The organism is Clostridium nigeriense (assembly GCF_050585245.1).
GTDB lineage: Bacteria > Bacillota > Clostridia > Clostridiales > Clostridiaceae > Clostridium > Clostridium nigeriense_A.
Map to the genome: position 1 here is coordinate 155,944 of NZ_JBNOOF010000007.1, position 19,083 is coordinate 175,026.

Genomic DNA, 19,083 nt, shown 5'->3' on the forward strand with positions numbered 1-19,083 from the left:
TATAAAAATAAAATTTAATTTAAATAACAACTAGCTAGTTTTATGGTAGTTTTTGTAATATAATGTTATTGGTAAGAAATTAAAAATAATAGTATATTATTTTATATAATAAATTGGAGGTAATAATGCCAATCAATTCAATAAAGATCAGAAATTTTAAATCTCTAAAAAAAATAGACATTAATCTTAATAATAATTATGATATACATTGTTTTTTAGGTCGAAACGGATCCGGAAAGTCTAATCTATTAGATGCTTTAAATTATTTTTATGATAATTTAAATAAACATTCTATTTTAGAAGATGTAATAGATAATAGTAATCCATATATACAAAGGATGGAAATAACATTGGTTTATGAGTTATCTGAATTAATGATAAAAAATCCAAATCAATATATAAAGGACTCATTGGATTATTTAGGGAGATATATGAATGATAAAAATCAAATATTTATCAAATTAGTACAATATAGAGATGTTTCAATTAGATGGTATCCTAATGATAAAAAATTATTAAAAATAATACATAGGTTATTTCCAATATATCTAATTGATACTAGATTTATAGATTTACAGGATTGGAATATTATTTGGGAAATAATGAGTGATTTATCACAGACTACTTTAAAGCTAAATGATAAAGACTTAGAAAAGGAATTGGATAACTCCTTTGAAAATATATATGGAGATAAGTATGTAAAAAGTTTAAAAATAATTGAAAAAATATTTAATCAAGAAAATATCAAAATAAACAAATATGATTATACAAATAGATTTAAAAATAGTTTGATAACTAGATTTGGAAGTGATCAGTTTCTTCCAAATGGAAATAAACTTGAATATTATTCAGACGGATTAAACTCATTTAAATATTTAAAACTTCTATTATATCTAGTACCTAATCTTGCAGGTACAGGATGGAAAAATCCAATGTTAATAATTGATGAGCCAGAAATTGGATTACATCCTCAATATATTGATAGTTTAGTTAAAGCCATTAGTAATAATTCATCAAAAGGTATAAATATTTTAATATCTACTCATTCACCTAATTTAGTAAGCGAATTAATCAAGCAAGATATAAGAGCAGCAATGTTTAGAGCTTCAATGGTTCAAGGTTATACTAAAATTGAAAAGATGAATGAAATTGTTGAAGAGATTAATAAGCCAATCTTGACAATAAATGAATCAAATTGTTACTTTTCAAAGGCTGTAGTATTTGTTGAAGGAACATCAGAAATGCAATTATTATCTCATAAGCTAATTAAAACCATTTTTCCATCTATATCCAAAGTTAATTTTTATCCATATAATTCCAATAATACTAAATTAAGATTCATTAATCCTGAAATAATAAAATTTAATATTCCATATATTATATTAGTAGATATGGATAAAATAATAAAGTTTACATATTTAAAAGATTCTAAAGAGGGGTATTTTAAAGTTAATAGTGACGAGTTAGTTAATCCTTTGAGTAATATAAATCTATATAAAAAGGAGCAGCTTTTATACTACTCAAAAAAGGATTATAAAAAGCATTTTACATATAATTTAAGACAATACATAACAAAGATGTTAACTAGTAGTAAGTTCAAATTAGTATATGATTTATATTATATACAGGACTATTATTTTGAAAAAATATTAAAGTTTATAAAGCATTATTGTGCTCAATATAATGTATTTCCTGTATCAACTACAGTCGAAGGTTTAATAGTTACACAACAATCTTTGCCTAAAATAATTAGTTGGATTAAAGAAGAAAATAAATGCGATTTAAATGTATTAAATAATCTTTTAGATAGAGATAAAACCATATTAGGAAAAGAAGATGTAGGATATAGAACAACTATTATAAGATTAATATGTAATGGGAAATTAGATACGCTTGAAACGTTAAAACAAATTAATAAAGATAGATTATCAAAAGAAAATAAAGAGAAAATAATTAAATTAAGATCATCCATTGGAAGTAAGACGGATGGATGGATAATTAGTTTTATGAATTATTATATTAATAAATATATTAATGTACTTGAAGATGATTTATTAAAAAAAGATACTTTTAAAAAGGATTTCCCTGAATTATTTTTTATTATGCAAAAAATTGAATCTATGGTATGATATATTAGATGAGTAGTAACAATGATCAGTATAAAATATAGTATTGATTAACCTTGATGAAGTTATGAAAGTAGATTTAAAAAGAATTTATTTTCAATAGTAAAAAACCAAGGAGAGATAAATTACAATTCTGCGTACTCGTTACTTTACACTATATAATACGTGTTAAAGCTCGCGGCGCGGAAATATGAGAAGTACTTATCACACACAGGCTCTCGGAAACGGGGGCCTTTTTATAGGAGTTTATTATGGGAATATGGAAAATAGAAGACTATAATACTTTTTTTGATGATATATTAAATATATCAGAGGAAAACTTAAAATTAGCAATTAAGCAAAATGAAAAAAATGAATATTATGGAGAGCATTATAATATTTCTAAAAAAGTAGGTATTCGTAAAATATATTCTATAAATAAAAAATCAAAATTATATAATATACAAAAACAAATATCAAGAAATTTTTTAAGTAATATTATGCTTGCTGATTGTGCATATGGATTTATAAATGGACGTAGCTATATAGATTTTTTAATTCCACATACTGCATTTTATAAAGATAAGTATTACCTTAGACTAGATATTAGAGATTTCTTTGGAAGTATAAGTTTTTCGTTATTAAAGGACGTATTATCTCATTACTTTGAAGTAAGCGAAAAATTAAGTGAAAAAGAGAGAGAAAAATTAATTAAATATACTCTTTCTATAATTACAAATAAAAAGAAAGTGCTTCAAGGGGCTATAACTTCTCCATTAATATCTAATATAGTATTTAGGCAATTAGATATTAGGATTCAGAAATATTGTAGAAAGTTAGATATAGAATACTCAAGATATGCAGATGACCTATTATTTTCATCTCAAAGTAAATATGTTCATAATAAAGCTTTCTTAAAAAGAATAGATGAAATAGTTAATAGTAAAGGATTTAATATTAACTACTGTAAGACTATAAGGTCAGAGAAGGAGTTATCTTTAAATGGATATGTTATTGGTGAAAGTGTTAGATTATCAAGAAAGAAGTTGGAGAATATTTCAAGAATACTATTTGTTATAGAAAATATGAATTGGAAGAATACGAAAAGTAATTTTGAAGATCTAAACAATAAAATTAGAGTAGATTTAAGAGAAGATGCAATTGAATTTGAAGGGAAATATAGCTTGATAAATTATCTTACTGGAAATAGAGCATTTATTATAGCTATAATAAAATATTCTGAAGATGAGAAATTTCTTATTAGGGCAAGAAAAATAATAAATAGAATAGAAAAAATTGTATTTAAGATTAACTCTATAAAATAGATTAATTTGTAAAAGTATTTTAATTATTTATTTGTGTATGAAAATTAAACATAAGAAAATTTTTAATTTGTTATTAGTAAGGATTTATGGCGAAATATTTAAAAGAATTTAATGTGTACAAGGATATTAAGGAGGTAAGCTTAATTAAAAAAATATAATACTCTCTAATATTTTTAAAATTAAGTTTAGAGCTTTAGATAATAAAGGTGCTTGTAGAAATAATTTGTATTAATATAAGTTTAAAATATATTAATGAAGAGTGAAATATATTTTAATATTAATTTCTCCAAACGTATTTAGGTTACGATAAAAAAATCCTAGTAAATATAATATTTACTAGGATTTTTTTATTAGAATTCAGATTGTCCTGTAGTTCTTGGGAATGGGATTACGTCTCTGATGTTTGACATACCTGTAATGTACATAATAAGTCTTTCAAATCCTAATCCAAATCCAGCGTGCTTAGTTTCTCCGTATTTTCTAAGCTCTAAATACCACCAATAATCTTCTTCTTTAAGGCCAAGATCAGCCATTCTCTTAGTTAAGATATCAATTCTTTCTTCTCTTTGACTTCCACCTATAAGCTCTCCGATTCCTGGAACTAATAGGTCAGTTGCAGCAACTGTTTTTCCATCATCGTTTAATCTCATATAGAAAGCTTTAATATCCTTTGGATAATTAGTTACGAAAACTGGTTTCTTAAAGTGTTCTTCAGTAAGATATCTTTCATGCTCTGTTTGTAAGTCAATTCCCCATTCAACTGGGTATTCAAACTTCTTATCAGCCTTCTTTAATATCTCAACTGCTTCAGTATATGTTACCTTTCCAAAGTCAGATGAAACTACATGGTTTAATCTATCTAAGATTCCTTTATCAACAAATTGATTGAAGAATGCCATTTCTTCTGGACATTCAGCTAAAACATATTCTAAAACATATTTAAGCATATCTTCAGCTAATTCCATATCATCTTGTAGATCAGCAAAAGCAATTTCAGGTTCTATCATCCAGAACTCAGCTGCGTGTCTTGCTGTGTTTGAGTTTTCAGCTCTGAAAGTAGGTCCAAAAGTATAAACATTTCTAAATGCTAATGCATAACATTCAGCATTTAATTGGCCAGATACTGTAAGGTTACTTTCTTTTCCAAAGAAATCTTCTTTGAAGTCAATTTCTCCATCTTCAGTCTTTGGAACATTGTGGAGGTCTAAAGTAGTTACTCTAAACATTTCTCCAGCACCTTCACAGTCACTGCCAGTTATTAATGGAGTATGAGTGTAAACAAATCCCCTCTCTTGGAAGAACTTGTGTATAGCATAAGCTGCTACTGAACGTACTCTAAATACAGCTGAAAATGCGTTACTTCTTGGTCTTAAGTGAGCGATAGTTCTTAAGTATTCAAAAGTGTGTCTTTTCTTTTGAAGAGGATAGTCTGAGCTAGACATTCCTTCAATTATAACTTCCTTAGCTTGAATTTCAAAAGGTTGCTTAGCTTCTGGAGTTGCTACTAAAGTACCTATAACAGTAATTGATGAGCTAATAGGTAATTTTGAAACTTCTTTAAAGTTTTCGATTTTGTTATCAAAAACAACTTGCACATTCTTAAAGAAAGTACCATCATTTACTTCGATAAATCCAAAAGCATTAGATGCTCTTAATGTTCTTATCCAACCAGAAATTTTAATTTCTTTAGATAAATATTCTTCTTGGTTTCTATAAAGAGATTTTACATAAACAACTTTACTCATTTCTTTTCCTCCTAGTTAAATTTATATAATAAAAAAACCTTTCATCCCAAAACAAGGGACGAAAGGATAATTTCGCGGTACCACCCAAGTTGCTATAAATAGCCACTCATCTGACACTATATAATGTCATTCAAGATATAACGGCTTGAATCCGTCTAAGTCTACTTAAATAAAAATTATTTTATAAATATAATAATTTTTTACTTGTTCGGTTAGAAACTCGGAGATGTTCTTCACTAAAGGCTTCGTATAAGGCTTTCACCATTCCTTACTCGCTAAAACTACTTCCATATAGCTACTCTTCTCGTCATAGTAATAATAGTATATACAGTTTATTAAGATTTTACATCAATTTACTAACATTTGCAACTTTAAATCATAAGATAATTTTAGGAAATAAATTAGGGAGAGTCAGATGAGTGATAAAGATTATTTAGAAGAAAAATTTATCGAGTTAAATAAGCTAAAAAGTATGTTAATAACATATCCAGAAGAGTATAAAAATAGCTTAATGGAAGTTATGGAGAGGGTATGTAATCAAATAGATGCATATCTTAGAGAAAATGAAAAGTAAAAAAAGAGATAAATATTTTAGGTGGAGGTAATACGATTTTGAAATATTGCTTCGAAGATATTGTAACAATTAGTATAATTTCAGATCCTGTTAATAGAATTAACAATAAACTAGCTTTAGAGGAATTCTTACGAAAGAGTTCATTAGGTCAAGAAACATATATTAAAATATTAGAATTAACTTTTGAAGCACAGCCAATATTTAAAACATTCATTTATCAAGATAACCTTTATAGAGTGCAAATTGATGGGTTAAATACTAGTGCTCCTTATAAGAGGAGAGTCGTAGGTACTAGGTTAGTTGAAAGAGAAGAAGTAGATAAAGTTTCATATGATTTATATTATAATGATAACTTTATTGAAAGTATTTTTTGGTATAGAAAAGTATGATGAATATATAATTCCGAATAATGGGGAATTATTACCTTTAGTTTGTAGCAGTAAATATGTTGTGTTAGAGCGACTTGGAGCTTGCGACGGAACGACTAATATAACATATTTACTGCTTTTTTTACTTTTTAGGAAATTATAAAAATGTTACCCTGTGAATAACATTTTATAATTTCCATCATTCAGCTTTGAAGTGTATCTATTAATTTTGTGATGACTTGGAGCGAATGTGACGGAATAAGCAAAATTAATAGATGTACTTTTTTATTCAGTTCCGCTTTCGTAAGATGCTATTAATTGTGCTGGAAAGTGAAGCATTTGAGCATCTTTAACTATTCTTTTATATTCATATTCTAATTCTCTAAATTTAACATCAACAGTTTTATCTTCTTTTATTTCTATTAAAACATAAGTAGCATTTGGACGGCCAATCTTAGGTTTACCAACACTTCCTGTATTTATAAATACTTTATCACCAAATTTCTTATAAGAAGGAATATGAGTATGAGCGCAAACTAAGACATCTTCCTCTAATGATTCCATAACTTTTTTAGTATTTTCCCCATCTTCAAATAAATATTCATTTATTTTACTTGGGCTACCGTGGGTAAACTTAATTTTTACTCCATTAATATCGTAATTTAATTCAGTAGGAAGTTGAGATAAATAGAATTTATTTGAGGCTCTAACTTCTTCAGAGGCCCAAGGAAGTGCAAAGGAGTTAATTGAAGTATCTCTTATAAATGTAAAAGCTCCATCTACTACAGAAGAATCATAATTTCCTTTTATGCAAGGCATTTCTCTTCTTTTTATTAAAGACACAACTTCGTTTGGATGAGGACCATATCCTACTAAGTCGCCAAGGCAAACTACTAAATCTACTTTTTGTTCATCTATATCTTCTAAAACCTTCATTAGTGAATATATATTTCCGTGTATATCTGAAATTGCAGCTATTTTCATAATCAATCCTCCTAAATAAATATATTTAATTATAGCACTATAAATTATTGATATAAATAGATATTATTTTGTTCATGAGTTATATTATAGGTATAAATATGAATAGAGGTGAATTAATTATGAAGACAAATAGAGTAAATAACGTATTAAGAGAGATGTCAAATCAAGGATTAAATCAAATGCTAGTATCATCACCACCTGCTATATTTTATTTAACAGGAAAGTGGTTTTCACCAGGAGAAAGAATGGTGGCTTTATATTTAAATACTAATGGAAATCATAAGCTTATTGTTAATAAGTTATTCCCAGTTTATGAGGACTTAGGTGTGGATTTAATTTGGTATACAGATATTGAAGATCCAATACAAATATTATGCACAGTTGTGGACAAAGAAAGCGTATTAGCTGTGGATAAAAATTGGCCAGCACATTTCTTAATTAAATTAATAAATAATAATGGAGCAAAGGCTTTTGTTAATGGATCTCCAATTATAGATAGGTTAAGGATGATAAAGGATGCTGAAGAAATAACTTTAATGAAAAAATCTTCAGAAATAAATGATAAGGTTATGCTTGAACTTTGGGATAACTTAAAGGAAGAAAAAACTGAAAAGTACTATGCTAACCTTTTAGTTGATATATATGAAAAACATGGAGTTAACGAATTTTCTTTTTCACCTATAGTTGCAGTTAGTCCTAATGGTGCAGATCCTCATCATCATTCAGATAATACTCCTATAAAGAAGGGACATAGTATAGTTATAGATATTGGAGGGGTTTATAATTCTTATTGCTCTGATATGACTAGAACTGTTTTCTTTGGTGAAGAGCCAAGTGAAAGACATGCAGAAATATATAACATAGTTAAAGAAGCTAATCTAAGTGCTATAAGAAAAGTTAAAGAAGGAGTTAAGTTCTCAGAAATAGATAAAGCAGCAAGAGATTATATTGAAAATGCGGGATATGGCGAGTACTTTACTCATAGAACAGGACATAGCATAGGAATAGAAGATCATGATTTTGGAGATGTAAGTTCAACTAATCATGAAGAAGTTAAAGAGGGAATGATATTTTCTATTGAACCTGGTATATATTTAAAAGATGATATTGGAGTTAGAATAGAGGATTTAGTTTTAGTTACTAAAGATGGATGTGAAGTTTTAAATTCAGTAACTAAAGATATAACAATAATTAAATAATAAAAAGGAGCTGTAAAAAGCTCCTTTTTTAAAATGTAAAATGATGAATTACTAGAAATATATCTACTTTATAAACGACGTAATGAAGTTTCTTCTTTAATTTTACATTATTCAGTCTACATCGTGTGAAAGTACATTTCTATATTTCTTCTATTATTTTATTCATAAGCTTAGTAAATGTTTCTTTTACTTTAGCTGAAGTTTCCATAACTTCTTCATGGTTTAGAGGTTGATCTAAGATACCTGCAGCCATGTTAGTTAAGCATGATATTCCAAGAACTTTCATACCAGAATGTGCGGCAACAATTACTTCTGGAACAGTTGACATACCAACTGCATCTGCCCCTATAACTCTAGCCATTCTTATTTCAGCAGGAGTTTCATAAGTAGGACCACTAAACATCATGTAAACACCTTTTTTAGTATCTATGTTTAATCCACTAGCAATTTCTTCTGCCTTTTTTATTAATTCTGGAGTATATGCACTAGACATATCAGGGAATCTTGGTCCAAATTCTTTAAGATTAGCACCGATTAATGGATTAGCTCCAGAGAAGTTAATTTGATCTGTTATAATCATTAAGTCTCCAGCTCTATAGTTTGTGTTTACTGAACCAGCTGCATTAGTAACGATAAGTTTTTCAACACCTAGAAGTTTCATAACTCTAACGGGAAAAGTGACTTCACTTAATTCATATCCTTCATAGTAGTGGAATCTTCCTTGCATAGCTACAACACATTTTCCGTTTAACATACCTATAACTAATCTTCCTGCATGGCCTTCAACTGTTGATATAGGGAAATGAGGAAGTTCTTCATAAGGATAAAATTCTGGATTTTCGATTGAGTCAGCTAATGAACCAAGACCAGAACCAAGTATCAACCCAATTTCAGGCTTATACTTAGATTTTTTTATAATAAAATCTGCAGCATTTTTAATCTTCATTGATAAGTCCATAAAATCACCTCTATAAATAAATTTATTTTTATCAAATTAGTATTGTATTGTAAATTATAAATTAAAATTAGATAAAAAGAAACACATAAAGCAAACAATATCAATATTATTAGTAGAGTAGTAAAAAGATATCCAGAACGCTATAAAAAAATTAACAGCTAATTATTAAGATTAATTAGCTGTTAGTAAAAAATAATATTATTTTTTTAGTATAATATCTGCTACCTTAACAACATCACCTGCACCTATAGTTAAAATTAGGTCATTGTCTGAAGCTTTAGTTTTTAAGTATTTAGCAGCTTCTTCATGACTGTGAACATTAGTACAGTTTATACCTTTAGCTCTTAATGCATCACCAAGTTGATTTGATGATACAAGACCAGTATCTTTTTCTCTTGCTGCATAAATATCCATCAGTAAAAGTTCATCTACATCATCAAAACAAGTAGTGAATTCATTGAATAAAGTCTTAGTTCTAGTATAAGTATGTGGTTGGAATACTGCATATATATTTTTATGAGGAATTATCTCAGCAGTATCTAATGTAGCTTTTATTTCAACTGGATGATGAGCATAATCGTCTATTATAGTTGCTCCATTAAATTCGCCTTTATATTCAAATCTCTTATGAGCACCCTTACATTCCTTTAAACCTTCTATAATTACATTATAAGGAATATCGAATATTAAGCTCACACAAATAGTTGATAAGGCATTTAAAATGTTGTGCTTTCCGGTAGTACTTAAAGTTACATTAAATAATTCTTTTCCATCCTTGCAAACAGTAAAAGTTGCACATCCTTTATTATTAAAGGAAATGTTAGTAGCCCTTACATCACCAGCATCTATTCCGTAGCTAATTGTATTACATTTAGCTTTCTTTAATATTTCATTTACATTTTCATCTTCACAATATCCAATTAAGTAACCATCCTTAGGAATTATATTAGAGAATTTCTGGAAAGTTTCCTTTATATGATTTAGATCTCTATAATAATCTAAGTGATCAGCATCTATATTTAAAATAATTCCTATATAAGGATAGAACTTTAGGAATGATTCTTTATATTCACAAGCTTCTGTTACAAAATACTCACTATCACCAATTTTAAAATTACCATCTATAACATCTAATTCTCCACCTACTAATATTGTAGGATCTAAATTAGCTTTTAAGGTTACATGAGATAACATTGATGTAGAAGTAGTTTTTCCATGTGTACCGGCTACAGCAACATTATATTTATGTCCTTTCATAATGAATCCTAAGAATTCAGCTCTATCTAAAAGCTCTATATTTTGATTTTTAGCTTCTATTATTTCAGGGTTGTCTGATGGTATTGCAGCTGTGTAAACTACTAAGTCAACATTTTTTATATTGTCTTTATTATGACCTATGTAAATTTCTGCACCTTCATCTTTTAATTTATTTGTAATTTCGGATTCTCTTGAGTCAGATCCAGATACTTTATAACCTTTAGTCAATAAAAGGGCAGCAAGACCGCTCATACTAATTCCGCCAATGCCTATAAAATGTATTTTTTTATTTATATCTTTATTTAGATCGAATGACAAAATACCAACTCCTTTTATATTAAGAATAATCTACTAAATTAATCTTAAATAGTTTTCACTTTATAATTATATACAAATTTAAGAAAATGAACACATAAAAAGTTATATATTATATAAATTGGTGAAATTTTATTAAAAATTTTATAATTATAAGTATTTTACGGTATTAGTGATTAAAATCTATTGATATTGAGAAAAATATAGAATAAAATATGAATATTAGATGCTTGAAACTAACAAATAATTCGGAAAATAATAAAAATGTAGGTGGTATATTTTGGAAAAATTAAGCAGAAATAGTAGAGTAGTTGCTATTACAAAAATTTTAACTGAAAATCCTAATAAAGTTATAGGACTTAATAAATTTTCGGATTTATTAAATGCAGCTAAATCTACTATTAGTGAAGATATAGTTATAGTGAGAGAAATATTAGAAAAACTTGAAATGGGAAAAGTTGAAACCATTTCTGGGGCAGCTGGGGGAATAAAGTATATTCCAGGAATAGAAAATGAAAGTATGAAGAAATTTGCGGAAGATCTTTGTGAAATGTTAAAAGATAAGAGTAGAATAGTTCCGGGAAATTTTATTTATGTGACAGATTTAATGTATAATCCACAAATTGTTAGTAAAGCCGGTGTTATATTATCATCAGTATTTTATGATAATGATGTAGATTATGTAGTAACAGTTGAAACTAAGGGTATTCCTCTAGCATATGAAGTTGCGAGAAATCTTGGTATTCCTTTAGTTATTATTAGAAGAGATAATAAGGTTACAGAAGGTTCAACAGTTACAATTAATTATGTATCAGGAACTAGTGGCAGAATTCAACAAATGTCATTATCAAAGAGATCTATGAAACCAAAAAGCAAATGTATATTTATAGATGATTTTTTAAGAGGTGGTGGAACAGCTCAAGGAATAAAGGATCTTTTGAATGAATTTGAAAGTGAATTAATAGGAATTGGAGTATTAATTGATAATATAGGAGTTACTCAAAAAAGAGTAGATGAATACATTTCTATAGTTGAACTTAAAAATTTAGAAGATGAACAAGGGTTAGAAGTTAAACCTTCTAGCTTAATATCAGATTAAAAATCGAACTACATGAAGTTGCTAAATTTTTAAATTTTTAAAAAATTTAAAAAAATTGAAAATAAAAAGAGGATTTTTACAATTTTTATAGAATTTTATATCTATATCATAGCGACGGAGGTGTAGTGCAATGACAATAACTGATGTAAGAATTAGAAAAATAGCTTCTGATGGAAAAATGAAGGCTATAGTTTCAGTTACATTTGACAATGAATTTGTAGTTCATGACATTAAGGTAATCGAAGGACAAAATGGATTATTTATAGCCATGCCAAGTAGAAAGACCCCAGATGGAGAGTTTAAGGATATAGCACATCCAATAAACACTGACACTAGAGAAAAAATTCAGGCATCAATCTTAGAAGCTTATGAAAAAGCTAAGTTAGAGGATGAATCAGAAGTAGTGGTTGGCTAATATGAACTAATCAAAAATAAAAGGGATATCCCTTTTATTTTTTTGCTCTATTTTAGAATATATATGTTATAGAATTAAAAAGTGATTAATATAGCCTTATATAAGGTTGAAATAGTACCATCAATACAATATAATAGAATGAGATGTTTACGAACGTTTTTTGAAAAAATAATAAATTTGTCCTTAAATTTTTATGGTGAGGTGGGTTATATGTATAAATGTGCATTAATTTTAGCTGCTGGTCAAGGAACTAGAATTAAGTCGGATTTACCAAAAGTTTTACACAAGGTTTGTGGTAAAGAAATGGTTAATCATGTTATAGACACTATGAGAAAAGCTAAAATAAATGATATAGATGTAATAATAGGAAAGGGAGCAGATTTAGTTAAAGAAAAAACTGCTTCAAGAAACATTATTTATTCATTACAAGAAGAACAATTAGGTACAGGTCATGCAGTAAAATGCGCCGTTGATTTCTTGAAAAATAAGACAGGTGTAGTAGGTGTGTTTGCAGGAGATGCGCCTTTAATTAAGCCTGAAACTATAGAAAATTTATTTGAAACTCATATAAAAAATAAAAATGCTGCTACTTTATTATCTTCAATTGTCGAAGATCCAACTGGATATGGAAGAATAGTTAGAGATGGAGATGAAGTATTAAAGATAGTTGAACATAAGGATTGTACTGAAGAAGAATTAAAGATAAATGAAATGAATGCTGCAATATATTGCTTTGATATTGAAAGTTTATTAAACTCACTCGAAAAGTTATCTAATGATAACAAACAAGGAGAGTATTACTTAACAGATGTTATAGGAATACTAAAGGATGAAGGAAAGAAAGTTGGGGCATTATCAATAGATTATGAAGAAACTATTGGAGTAAATTCAAGAGTTCAACTTGCTGAAGCTGAAGAGATCTTAAGAAGAAGAATAAATAGAAAACATATGGAAAATGGAGTTACATTAATTGATCCTAATTCTACTTATATAGGTGATGATGTAGAAATTGGTAGAGACACTATAATATACCCAGGGAATGTAATAGAAGGAAATAGTAAAATTGGTGAAGGAGTATTACTTTATCCAAATTCAAGAATTTCAAATAGTATAATTTTTAATAATGTAGAAATTCAGTCTTCTGTTATTATTGATAGCCAAGTTGGTGAAGGAACTACTGTTGGTCCATTTGCATATATAAGACCAGAATCAGTAATTGGAAGTAATGCTAGAATAGGGGATTTTGTTGAAATTAAAAAATCAAATATAGGAAATAATACAAAGGTATCTCATTTAACATATATAGGAGATGCTAAAGTAGGGGAAAACTGTAATTTTGGATGTGGAACAGTAGTAGTAAACTACGATGGTAAGAAAAAGAATACAACTATAATAGGAAATAATAGCTTTATAGGATGTAATACAAATTTAGTATCACCAGTTACAGTGGAAGACAACACTTATATAGCCGCAGGTTCAACTATAGTTAATGATGTTAAAGAAGGTGAGCTTGCAGTTGCTAGAGCTAAACAAAGGAATATTGAAGGTTGGGTAGCTAAAAGTGGGCTTACTAACAAATAGTTATTTAGATAAACAAAAGTGCCAAAAATTTTAAGGAGGTCTTCATATAATGATAACCCATGGAAAAAATATAAAAATATTTACTGGAAATTCACATCCAGAACTAGCAAAAGAAATTGCAGACATTTTAGGATTACCACTTGGTAAATCAAAGGTATCAACATTTAGTGATGGAGAAATATCAGTTGATATAGGAGAAACTGTAAGAGGAGCTGATGTTTTCTTAGTTCAATCAACTAGTTCACCAGTTAATAATAACTTAATGGAACTTCTAATTATGATAGATGCATTTAAAAGAGCTTCAGCTGGTAGAATAACAGTTGTTATGCCTTATTATGGATATGCTAGACAAGATAGAAAAGCAAAATCAAGAGATCCAATTACAGCAAAATTAGTTGCAGATCTTTTAACTGCTGCTGGAGCACACAGAGTACTAACTATGGATTTACATGCAGCTCAAATCCAAGGATACTTCAATATACCAGTTGATCATTTATTAGGATCGCCAATATTAGCTAAATATTTTGTCGAAAAGGGATTTGATGATCAAGAAGATGTAGTAGTTGTATCACCAGACTTAGGAAGTGTTACAAGAGCTAGAAAGTTTGCTGACAAATTACATGCACCAATAGCAATAATTGATAAAAGAAGACCAAAGGCAAATGTATCAGAAATTATGAATATTATAGGCGATATAAAAGGTAAGAGATGTATCCTTATAGATGATATGATTGACACAGCAGGAACTATAGCAAATGCTGCTAATGCATTAAAGGATTTAGGAGCTAAGAATGTATATGCTTGCTGTACTCATGGAGTTTTATCAGGACCAGCTTTTGAAAGAATAAACAATTCTGCAATAGAAGAATTAGTTATGTTGAATACTATAAAGTTACCAGAAAAAGATGATTTAATTAAATTTAAAGCTTTATCAGTAGCACCTTTGTTTGCAGAAGCAATAAAGAGAATATATGATGATGAGCCAATAAGCAAATTATTCGAATCTTAATACATACTAGGATAAAAAGCCTCTAAGAAGCAAAAACTTTTTAGAGGCTTTTTATTTTTATCATAATAAAATATAATTAATAATTTGTTACAATTATTAATTATGTTTTATAATTGCTATAAAAGTAATCAAAGGGAATTTAAATCAATTATAATAAGATTAAGGATGGTGTTATTTTTATGGATAATAGATTAGGTAGAGTATTAATTGTTGATGATGATGAAAATATATGTGAAGTTATAAATATGTATTTACTAAGTGCTGGATATGAGACTAGAAGATGTCATAACGGTAAAGAGGCATGTAACTTATTCATGGATTTTAAACCAGATATAGTACTGCTAGATATTATGCTTCCAGGGATGGATGGAATAGAAGTATTAAAGTGGGTTAGAAAAAATAATGAAATTCCAGTTATAATGTTAACTGCTAAGGGAGATACGTTTGATAAGGTGTTAGCATTAGAATTAGGTGCTGATGATTATGTTGTTAAGCCTTTTGAACCAAAGGAGCTATTAGCAAGGGTTAAGGCTGTTATGAGAAGATACAATTATGATGAAAAGGGCACAGAAATTATAAATTACTCGGATTTAGTTGTAGATGTAAATTCATATAATGTTGTATATAGAGGGATAGAGATAAAGATGCCCCCTAAGGAGTTTGAATTATTGTATTATTTAGCGAGCAATAAAAATAAAGTGTTTACAAGAGAACAATTGCTTTGTGAGGTATGGGGATATGATTATCCTGGGGATTCAAGAACTGTAGATGTTCATATTAAGAGATTAAGAGAAAAAATAAATGGTGGAGATAATTGGCAAATTGAAACTGTTTGGGGAGTTGGATATAAATTCGAGGTGAAATAAATGAGAAAGAAAAGTGTAATATATAAGCTTTTAATTACCTTTTCGTCTATTACCTCAACAGTCTTAATATTAGTGGGGATGTTTTTAACAACCATGATATATAGAGAGTATTCAAATCAAGAATATGAGCGTGCAAGCAAATATATAGAAATAATAGAAGAAGCTACAACGGAATTTTTAAATGAGAATAATGAATTGGGCTATGAAGATTTAAAAAATGCTATGAAGATAATTAAGGTTTCAGTAGATATGGATTCCATAATATTAGATAGTCAAGGTTATGTATATGCAGTTTCTGACGATAGCCTATCGTATTTAAAATACACAAAAATAGATATTCCTAGTTCTGAGATGGATTTATTAAAATCAGGTAATGTGATAGAAAAAGATTTTGTTAATAAGTCAAACAAAAAGCTTAAATCTTATTATAGACCTTTAATAGATAACAATAATTTCAATGGAATTACTATTTTAATTGAAAGTTCAAAAGAAGCTAGGGCATCAAAATTATTTACTATAATTTGGTTGGCTGTATTAAGTGCTGTAGTATTATCTAGTATAATTGCTTATTATTTTGCTGAAAAAATATTATTGAAGCCTTTATCTGAAATTAATAATGCCGCTAAGAAATTAGCAAAGGGTGAGGTAGAAAAAAGAGTGCATATAGATTCTGAAGATGAAATTGGTGAGCTTGCAGACTCTTTTAATATAATGGCAGAGTCTTTAGAAAAAGTTGATACTGTAAGAAGAGAGTTTATTTCAAATGTTTCTCATGAATTAAGATCACCTATAACATCAATAAAGGGATTTATAACAGGTATTATAGATGGAGTAATTCCAAAGGATAAAGAGAATTACTATTTAAATATAGTTAATGATGAAGTAGGAAGACTTTCAAGATTGGTAGCAGATCTTCTTGATATATCATCCATGGAATCAGGAAAGTTTAAGCTAAGTATTTTGAGGATGGATATTAATGAAATAATAACTTTGTGTATATTAAATTTACAAGGAAAAATAAAAGAGAAAAGTATAAATGTAGAAGTGATTTTTAGTAATAACCATGAGTATTGTCTTGGAGATAGAGATAGAATAATACAAGTTGTTACTAATCTTATGGAAAATGCCATTAAATATGGAGAAGAAGGCGGAAGGATACAAATAGAGACGTATACTAAGGGAGAACTTGTTTATGTAAGTATATTTAATAGTGGATCAACTATACCTAAGGAAGATATAAATAAGATTTGGGAAAGATTCTATAAAGTAGATAAGTCTAGAACAAATAAAGTCAGTACAGGATTGGGATTATCGATAGTTAGATTAATATTAACACAACATGACCAAGATATTTGGGTTAATAATATTCCTGAAAAAGGAGTAAAGTTTACATTTACATTAAAGAGACAGAGTAAGTAAATTTGGTATTGAAGGAGTGTAAAATATGAATGGAAGAAAAGAGAAGTTGAATAAAAAAGATGAGTTTCAAGACATTAACCTTCCTTCAATACAGTTTAAGCAAAAGAAGATAAGGTCTAGGGTTAAGATTTTTATAAGATACCTAATTCTTCTCTCTATTGCTATTATAATTGGAATATTAGTGTCTAGTATAATTATGAATATTAAATATAAAAAATTAGCAGATAAAATTAATAATAAGACAAATAGTGGAGATATAAGTATAGATTATTCTAATTTAATTGAGAAGGTTAGAGAATCTATTGTCACCATAGGTGATAGTGAAGACGCATTAAATCAAGATAAATATATAGATGGAAATGTTACAGGTATAATTATTGAAAGTGATGGTAAGATATTAACTAGCTATTCAAAAATTAAAAATATGAAAGATATTTATGTTAAATTACCTATTACAGATTCAGAGCCAATAAAGGGAGATGTTGTAGCTTTTAATGATGATATAGATATGGCCATAATTCAAGTAATATATAAGGAAGAATTGATGCCAATAAAATTTGCTCAAGACTCTGAAAAAAAAGAAGGAGAGAGTATAGTACTTATTAGTAATGCAACAGGGGATGATTATATAGATAATATAATACCAGGAATTATAACATCTACCAATAGACAGCTTAATGTTGAAGGAAAAAATTATGATTTAATAGAGGTTAATACTCCGATTAATACAATTAATACTGGGGGTATAATAAGTAACTTAAATGGTGAACTTATTGGAGTTGCTAGTAAAAAAGTAACTGATGATGTAGGAAACAACGGGGTCTATTATGCAGTAAACTTTAGCTCTTTAGAAAAAGTTGTAAATTCTACGAATGAAATAAAAGATATTCTAGGGGTGCTAGAGGGTGGCTTTATAAGCGATGAAAATACAACAAATGTAGTTGGATTATATGTTTCTAGGATAAATCAAAATGGAAGTGCTTATAGATCAGGGCTAAGGCCAACGGATATAATATTTGAAATTGATGGACAAAAAATAAATGATATTAGTGAAATTCTTGAAATGCTTAAAAATAAGAAAAATGGAGATACTATTACTTGTAAGGTTATGAGGGATGGTCAAGTAGAAGAAATTAAAATAAAATTAGATAGTATTAAAAAATAGCAACCTTATATGAAGGTGCTATTTTTTTTAAAACCCTTTTCTTATTGTAAAAAACTAGTATAATAATAAATATGCAAACATTCATTAGGAGGGCGAGAAACTATGTTTTTAGTTGTAGGTCTAGGTAATCCAGGAAAAGAATATGATGGAACTAGACATAATATAGGATTTGAAGCTGTAGATTATATTTCTAAAAAGTATAATATAGATGTAAATAGGACAAAATTTAAAGGCGTATTTGGTGAAGGTTTTATAAATGGATGTAAAGTTGTATTGTTAAAGCCTACTACTTATATGAATTTAAGTGGGGAAAGTATTAGAGAAGCCATTAATTTTTATAAATTAGAAAAAGAAGAAGTTATAGTAATATATGATGATATAAGTCTAGAAGTTGGAAAGCTTAGAATTAGAGAAAAGGGAAGTGCTGGTGGACATAACGGTATTAAAAGCATAATAGCTAATATGAGCACTGATGTTTTTCCAAGGATTAAAATTGGGGTAGGACAACCTAAAGGAGATTTAGTATCTCATGTTTTAGGCAAATTTAGCAAAGAAGAATTACAAGATTTAAATGAAGTTATAGATGCTTCTGCTAAAGCTGTAGAAATAATAATAAAAGATGGAACAAAAGAGGCTATGAATGAATTAAATGGATTTAAGCTATCCAAAATTGAATAATAATAAGGACGGTGTATTTTA

At 28.0% G+C, this 19,083-nt stretch carries 17 protein-coding genes and 1 other annotated feature; of the genes, 13 read left to right on the plus strand and 4 right to left on the minus strand.

All coding sequences use genetic code 11. The annotated features are described in order from the left end of the window. The first annotated feature begins 125 nt into the window (after positions 1-125). The gene (locus ACQPUY_RS12295) at positions 126-2,129 is read left to right on the plus strand and encodes a retron Eco8 family effector endonuclease (protein WP_430841529.1); all 2,004 of its coding nucleotides are present in this window, start codon (positions 126-128) and stop codon (positions 2,127-2,129) included. 248 nt (positions 2,130-2,377) lie between these two features. Next, entirely contained in the window at positions 2,378-3,430 is a 1,053-nt protein-coding gene (locus ACQPUY_RS12300; RefSeq protein WP_430841530.1) for a reverse transcriptase family protein, read from the plus strand. A gap of 350 nt (positions 3,431-3,780) precedes the next feature. Here the strand turns inward: ACQPUY_RS12300 and asnS are convergent, their stop codons facing one another. After that, positions 3,781-5,175 (minus strand): asparagine--tRNA ligase, encoded by a 1,395-nt coding sequence (gene asnS, locus ACQPUY_RS12305; protein WP_430841531.1) that lies wholly within the window; start codon positions 5,173-5,175, stop codon positions 3,781-3,783. A gap of 51 nt (positions 5,176-5,226) precedes the next feature. Further along, positions 5,227-5,495 (minus strand) — a binding site (T-box leader). A gap of 95 nt (positions 5,496-5,590) precedes the next feature. Between asnS and ACQPUY_RS12310 the strand changes: the two genes are divergently transcribed. Together ACQPUY_RS12310 and ACQPUY_RS12315 are read left to right on the plus strand one after the other, a co-directional pair. Beyond that, a complete protein-coding gene (locus ACQPUY_RS12310; protein ID WP_430841532.1) occupies positions 5,591-5,749 on the plus strand; it encodes a hypothetical protein in 159 nt (52 codons plus the stop codon). A gap of 38 nt (positions 5,750-5,787) precedes the next feature. Next, a complete protein-coding gene (locus ACQPUY_RS12315) occupies positions 5,788-6,138 on the plus strand; it encodes a hypothetical protein (RefSeq protein ID WP_430841533.1) in 351 nt (116 codons plus the stop codon). A 264-nt stretch (positions 6,139-6,402) separates the two neighbouring features. Here the strand turns inward: ACQPUY_RS12315 and ACQPUY_RS12320 are convergent, their stop codons facing one another. Then, on the minus strand, positions 6,403-7,101 hold the full coding sequence (locus ACQPUY_RS12320) for a metallophosphoesterase family protein (protein ID WP_430841534.1): 699 nt from the start codon (positions 7,099-7,101) through the stop codon (positions 6,403-6,405). 119 nt (positions 7,102-7,220) lie between these two features. Between ACQPUY_RS12320 and ACQPUY_RS12325 the strand changes: the two genes are divergently transcribed. Further along, the gene (locus ACQPUY_RS12325) at positions 7,221-8,300 is read left to right on the plus strand and encodes a M24 family metallopeptidase (protein ID WP_430841535.1); all 1,080 of its coding nucleotides are present in this window, start codon (positions 7,221-7,223) and stop codon (positions 8,298-8,300) included. A gap of 139 nt (positions 8,301-8,439) precedes the next feature. Here ACQPUY_RS12325 and ACQPUY_RS12330 read toward each other — a convergent pair whose 3' ends face one another. Both ACQPUY_RS12330 and murC read right to left on the minus strand, forming a co-directional pair. Continuing rightward, positions 8,440-9,258: a purine-nucleoside phosphorylase gene (locus ACQPUY_RS12330; protein ID WP_430841536.1), complete on the minus strand. Its 819-nt coding sequence runs from the start codon at positions 9,256-9,258 to the stop codon at positions 8,440-8,442. Between the two features lie 198 nt (positions 9,259-9,456). Further along, positions 9,457-10,833 (minus strand): UDP-N-acetylmuramate--L-alanine ligase, encoded by a 1,377-nt coding sequence (murC, locus tag ACQPUY_RS12335; RefSeq protein ID WP_430841537.1) that lies wholly within the window; start codon positions 10,831-10,833, stop codon positions 9,457-9,459. Between the two features lie 277 nt (positions 10,834-11,110). On the opposite strand from murC, the gene purR reads away from it, so the two are divergent. The 8 genes from purR (at position 11,111) to pth (ending at position 19,062) form a co-directional block, all read left to right on the plus strand. Further along, the gene (purR, locus tag ACQPUY_RS12340) at positions 11,111-11,929 is read left to right on the plus strand and encodes a pur operon repressor (protein WP_430841538.1); all 819 of its coding nucleotides are present in this window, start codon (positions 11,111-11,113) and stop codon (positions 11,927-11,929) included. 130 nt (positions 11,930-12,059) lie between these two features. Continuing rightward, positions 12,060-12,344, plus strand: coding sequence for a septation regulator SpoVG (gene spoVG, locus ACQPUY_RS12345; RefSeq protein ID WP_430841539.1), 285 nt, complete (start codon positions 12,060-12,062; stop codon positions 12,342-12,344). Between the two features lie 210 nt (positions 12,345-12,554). Then, a complete protein-coding gene (gene glmU / locus ACQPUY_RS12350; protein ID WP_430841540.1) occupies positions 12,555-13,925 on the plus strand; it encodes a bifunctional UDP-N-acetylglucosamine diphosphorylase/glucosamine-1-phosphate N-acetyltransferase GlmU in 1,371 nt (456 codons plus the stop codon). 49 nt (positions 13,926-13,974) lie between these two features. Continuing rightward, positions 13,975-14,934 carry a ribose-phosphate diphosphokinase gene (locus ACQPUY_RS12355; RefSeq protein ID WP_430841541.1) on the plus strand — a complete coding sequence of 320 codons (960 nt, stop codon included), beginning with the start codon at positions 13,975-13,977 and terminating at the stop codon, positions 14,932-14,934. 179 nt (positions 14,935-15,113) lie between these two features. Then, positions 15,114-15,800 (plus strand): response regulator, encoded by a 687-nt coding sequence (locus ACQPUY_RS12360; RefSeq protein WP_430841542.1) that lies wholly within the window; start codon positions 15,114-15,116, stop codon positions 15,798-15,800. Further along, positions 15,801-17,219, plus strand: a complete 1,419-nt coding sequence (locus ACQPUY_RS12365) for a HAMP domain-containing sensor histidine kinase (protein ID WP_430841543.1) — start codon at positions 15,801-15,803, stop codon at positions 17,217-17,219. A 25-nt stretch (positions 17,220-17,244) separates the two neighbouring features. Continuing rightward, entirely contained in the window at positions 17,245-18,384 is a 1,140-nt protein-coding gene (locus tag ACQPUY_RS12370; RefSeq protein WP_430841544.1) for a S1C family serine protease, read from the plus strand. Positions 18,385-18,486: 102 nt separating this feature from the next. Further along, positions 18,487-19,062 carry an aminoacyl-tRNA hydrolase gene (pth, locus tag ACQPUY_RS12375; RefSeq protein ID WP_430841545.1) on the plus strand — a complete coding sequence of 192 codons (576 nt, stop codon included), beginning with the start codon at positions 18,487-18,489 and terminating at the stop codon, positions 19,060-19,062. The last annotated feature ends 21 nt before the right edge of the window (positions 19,063-19,083 follow it).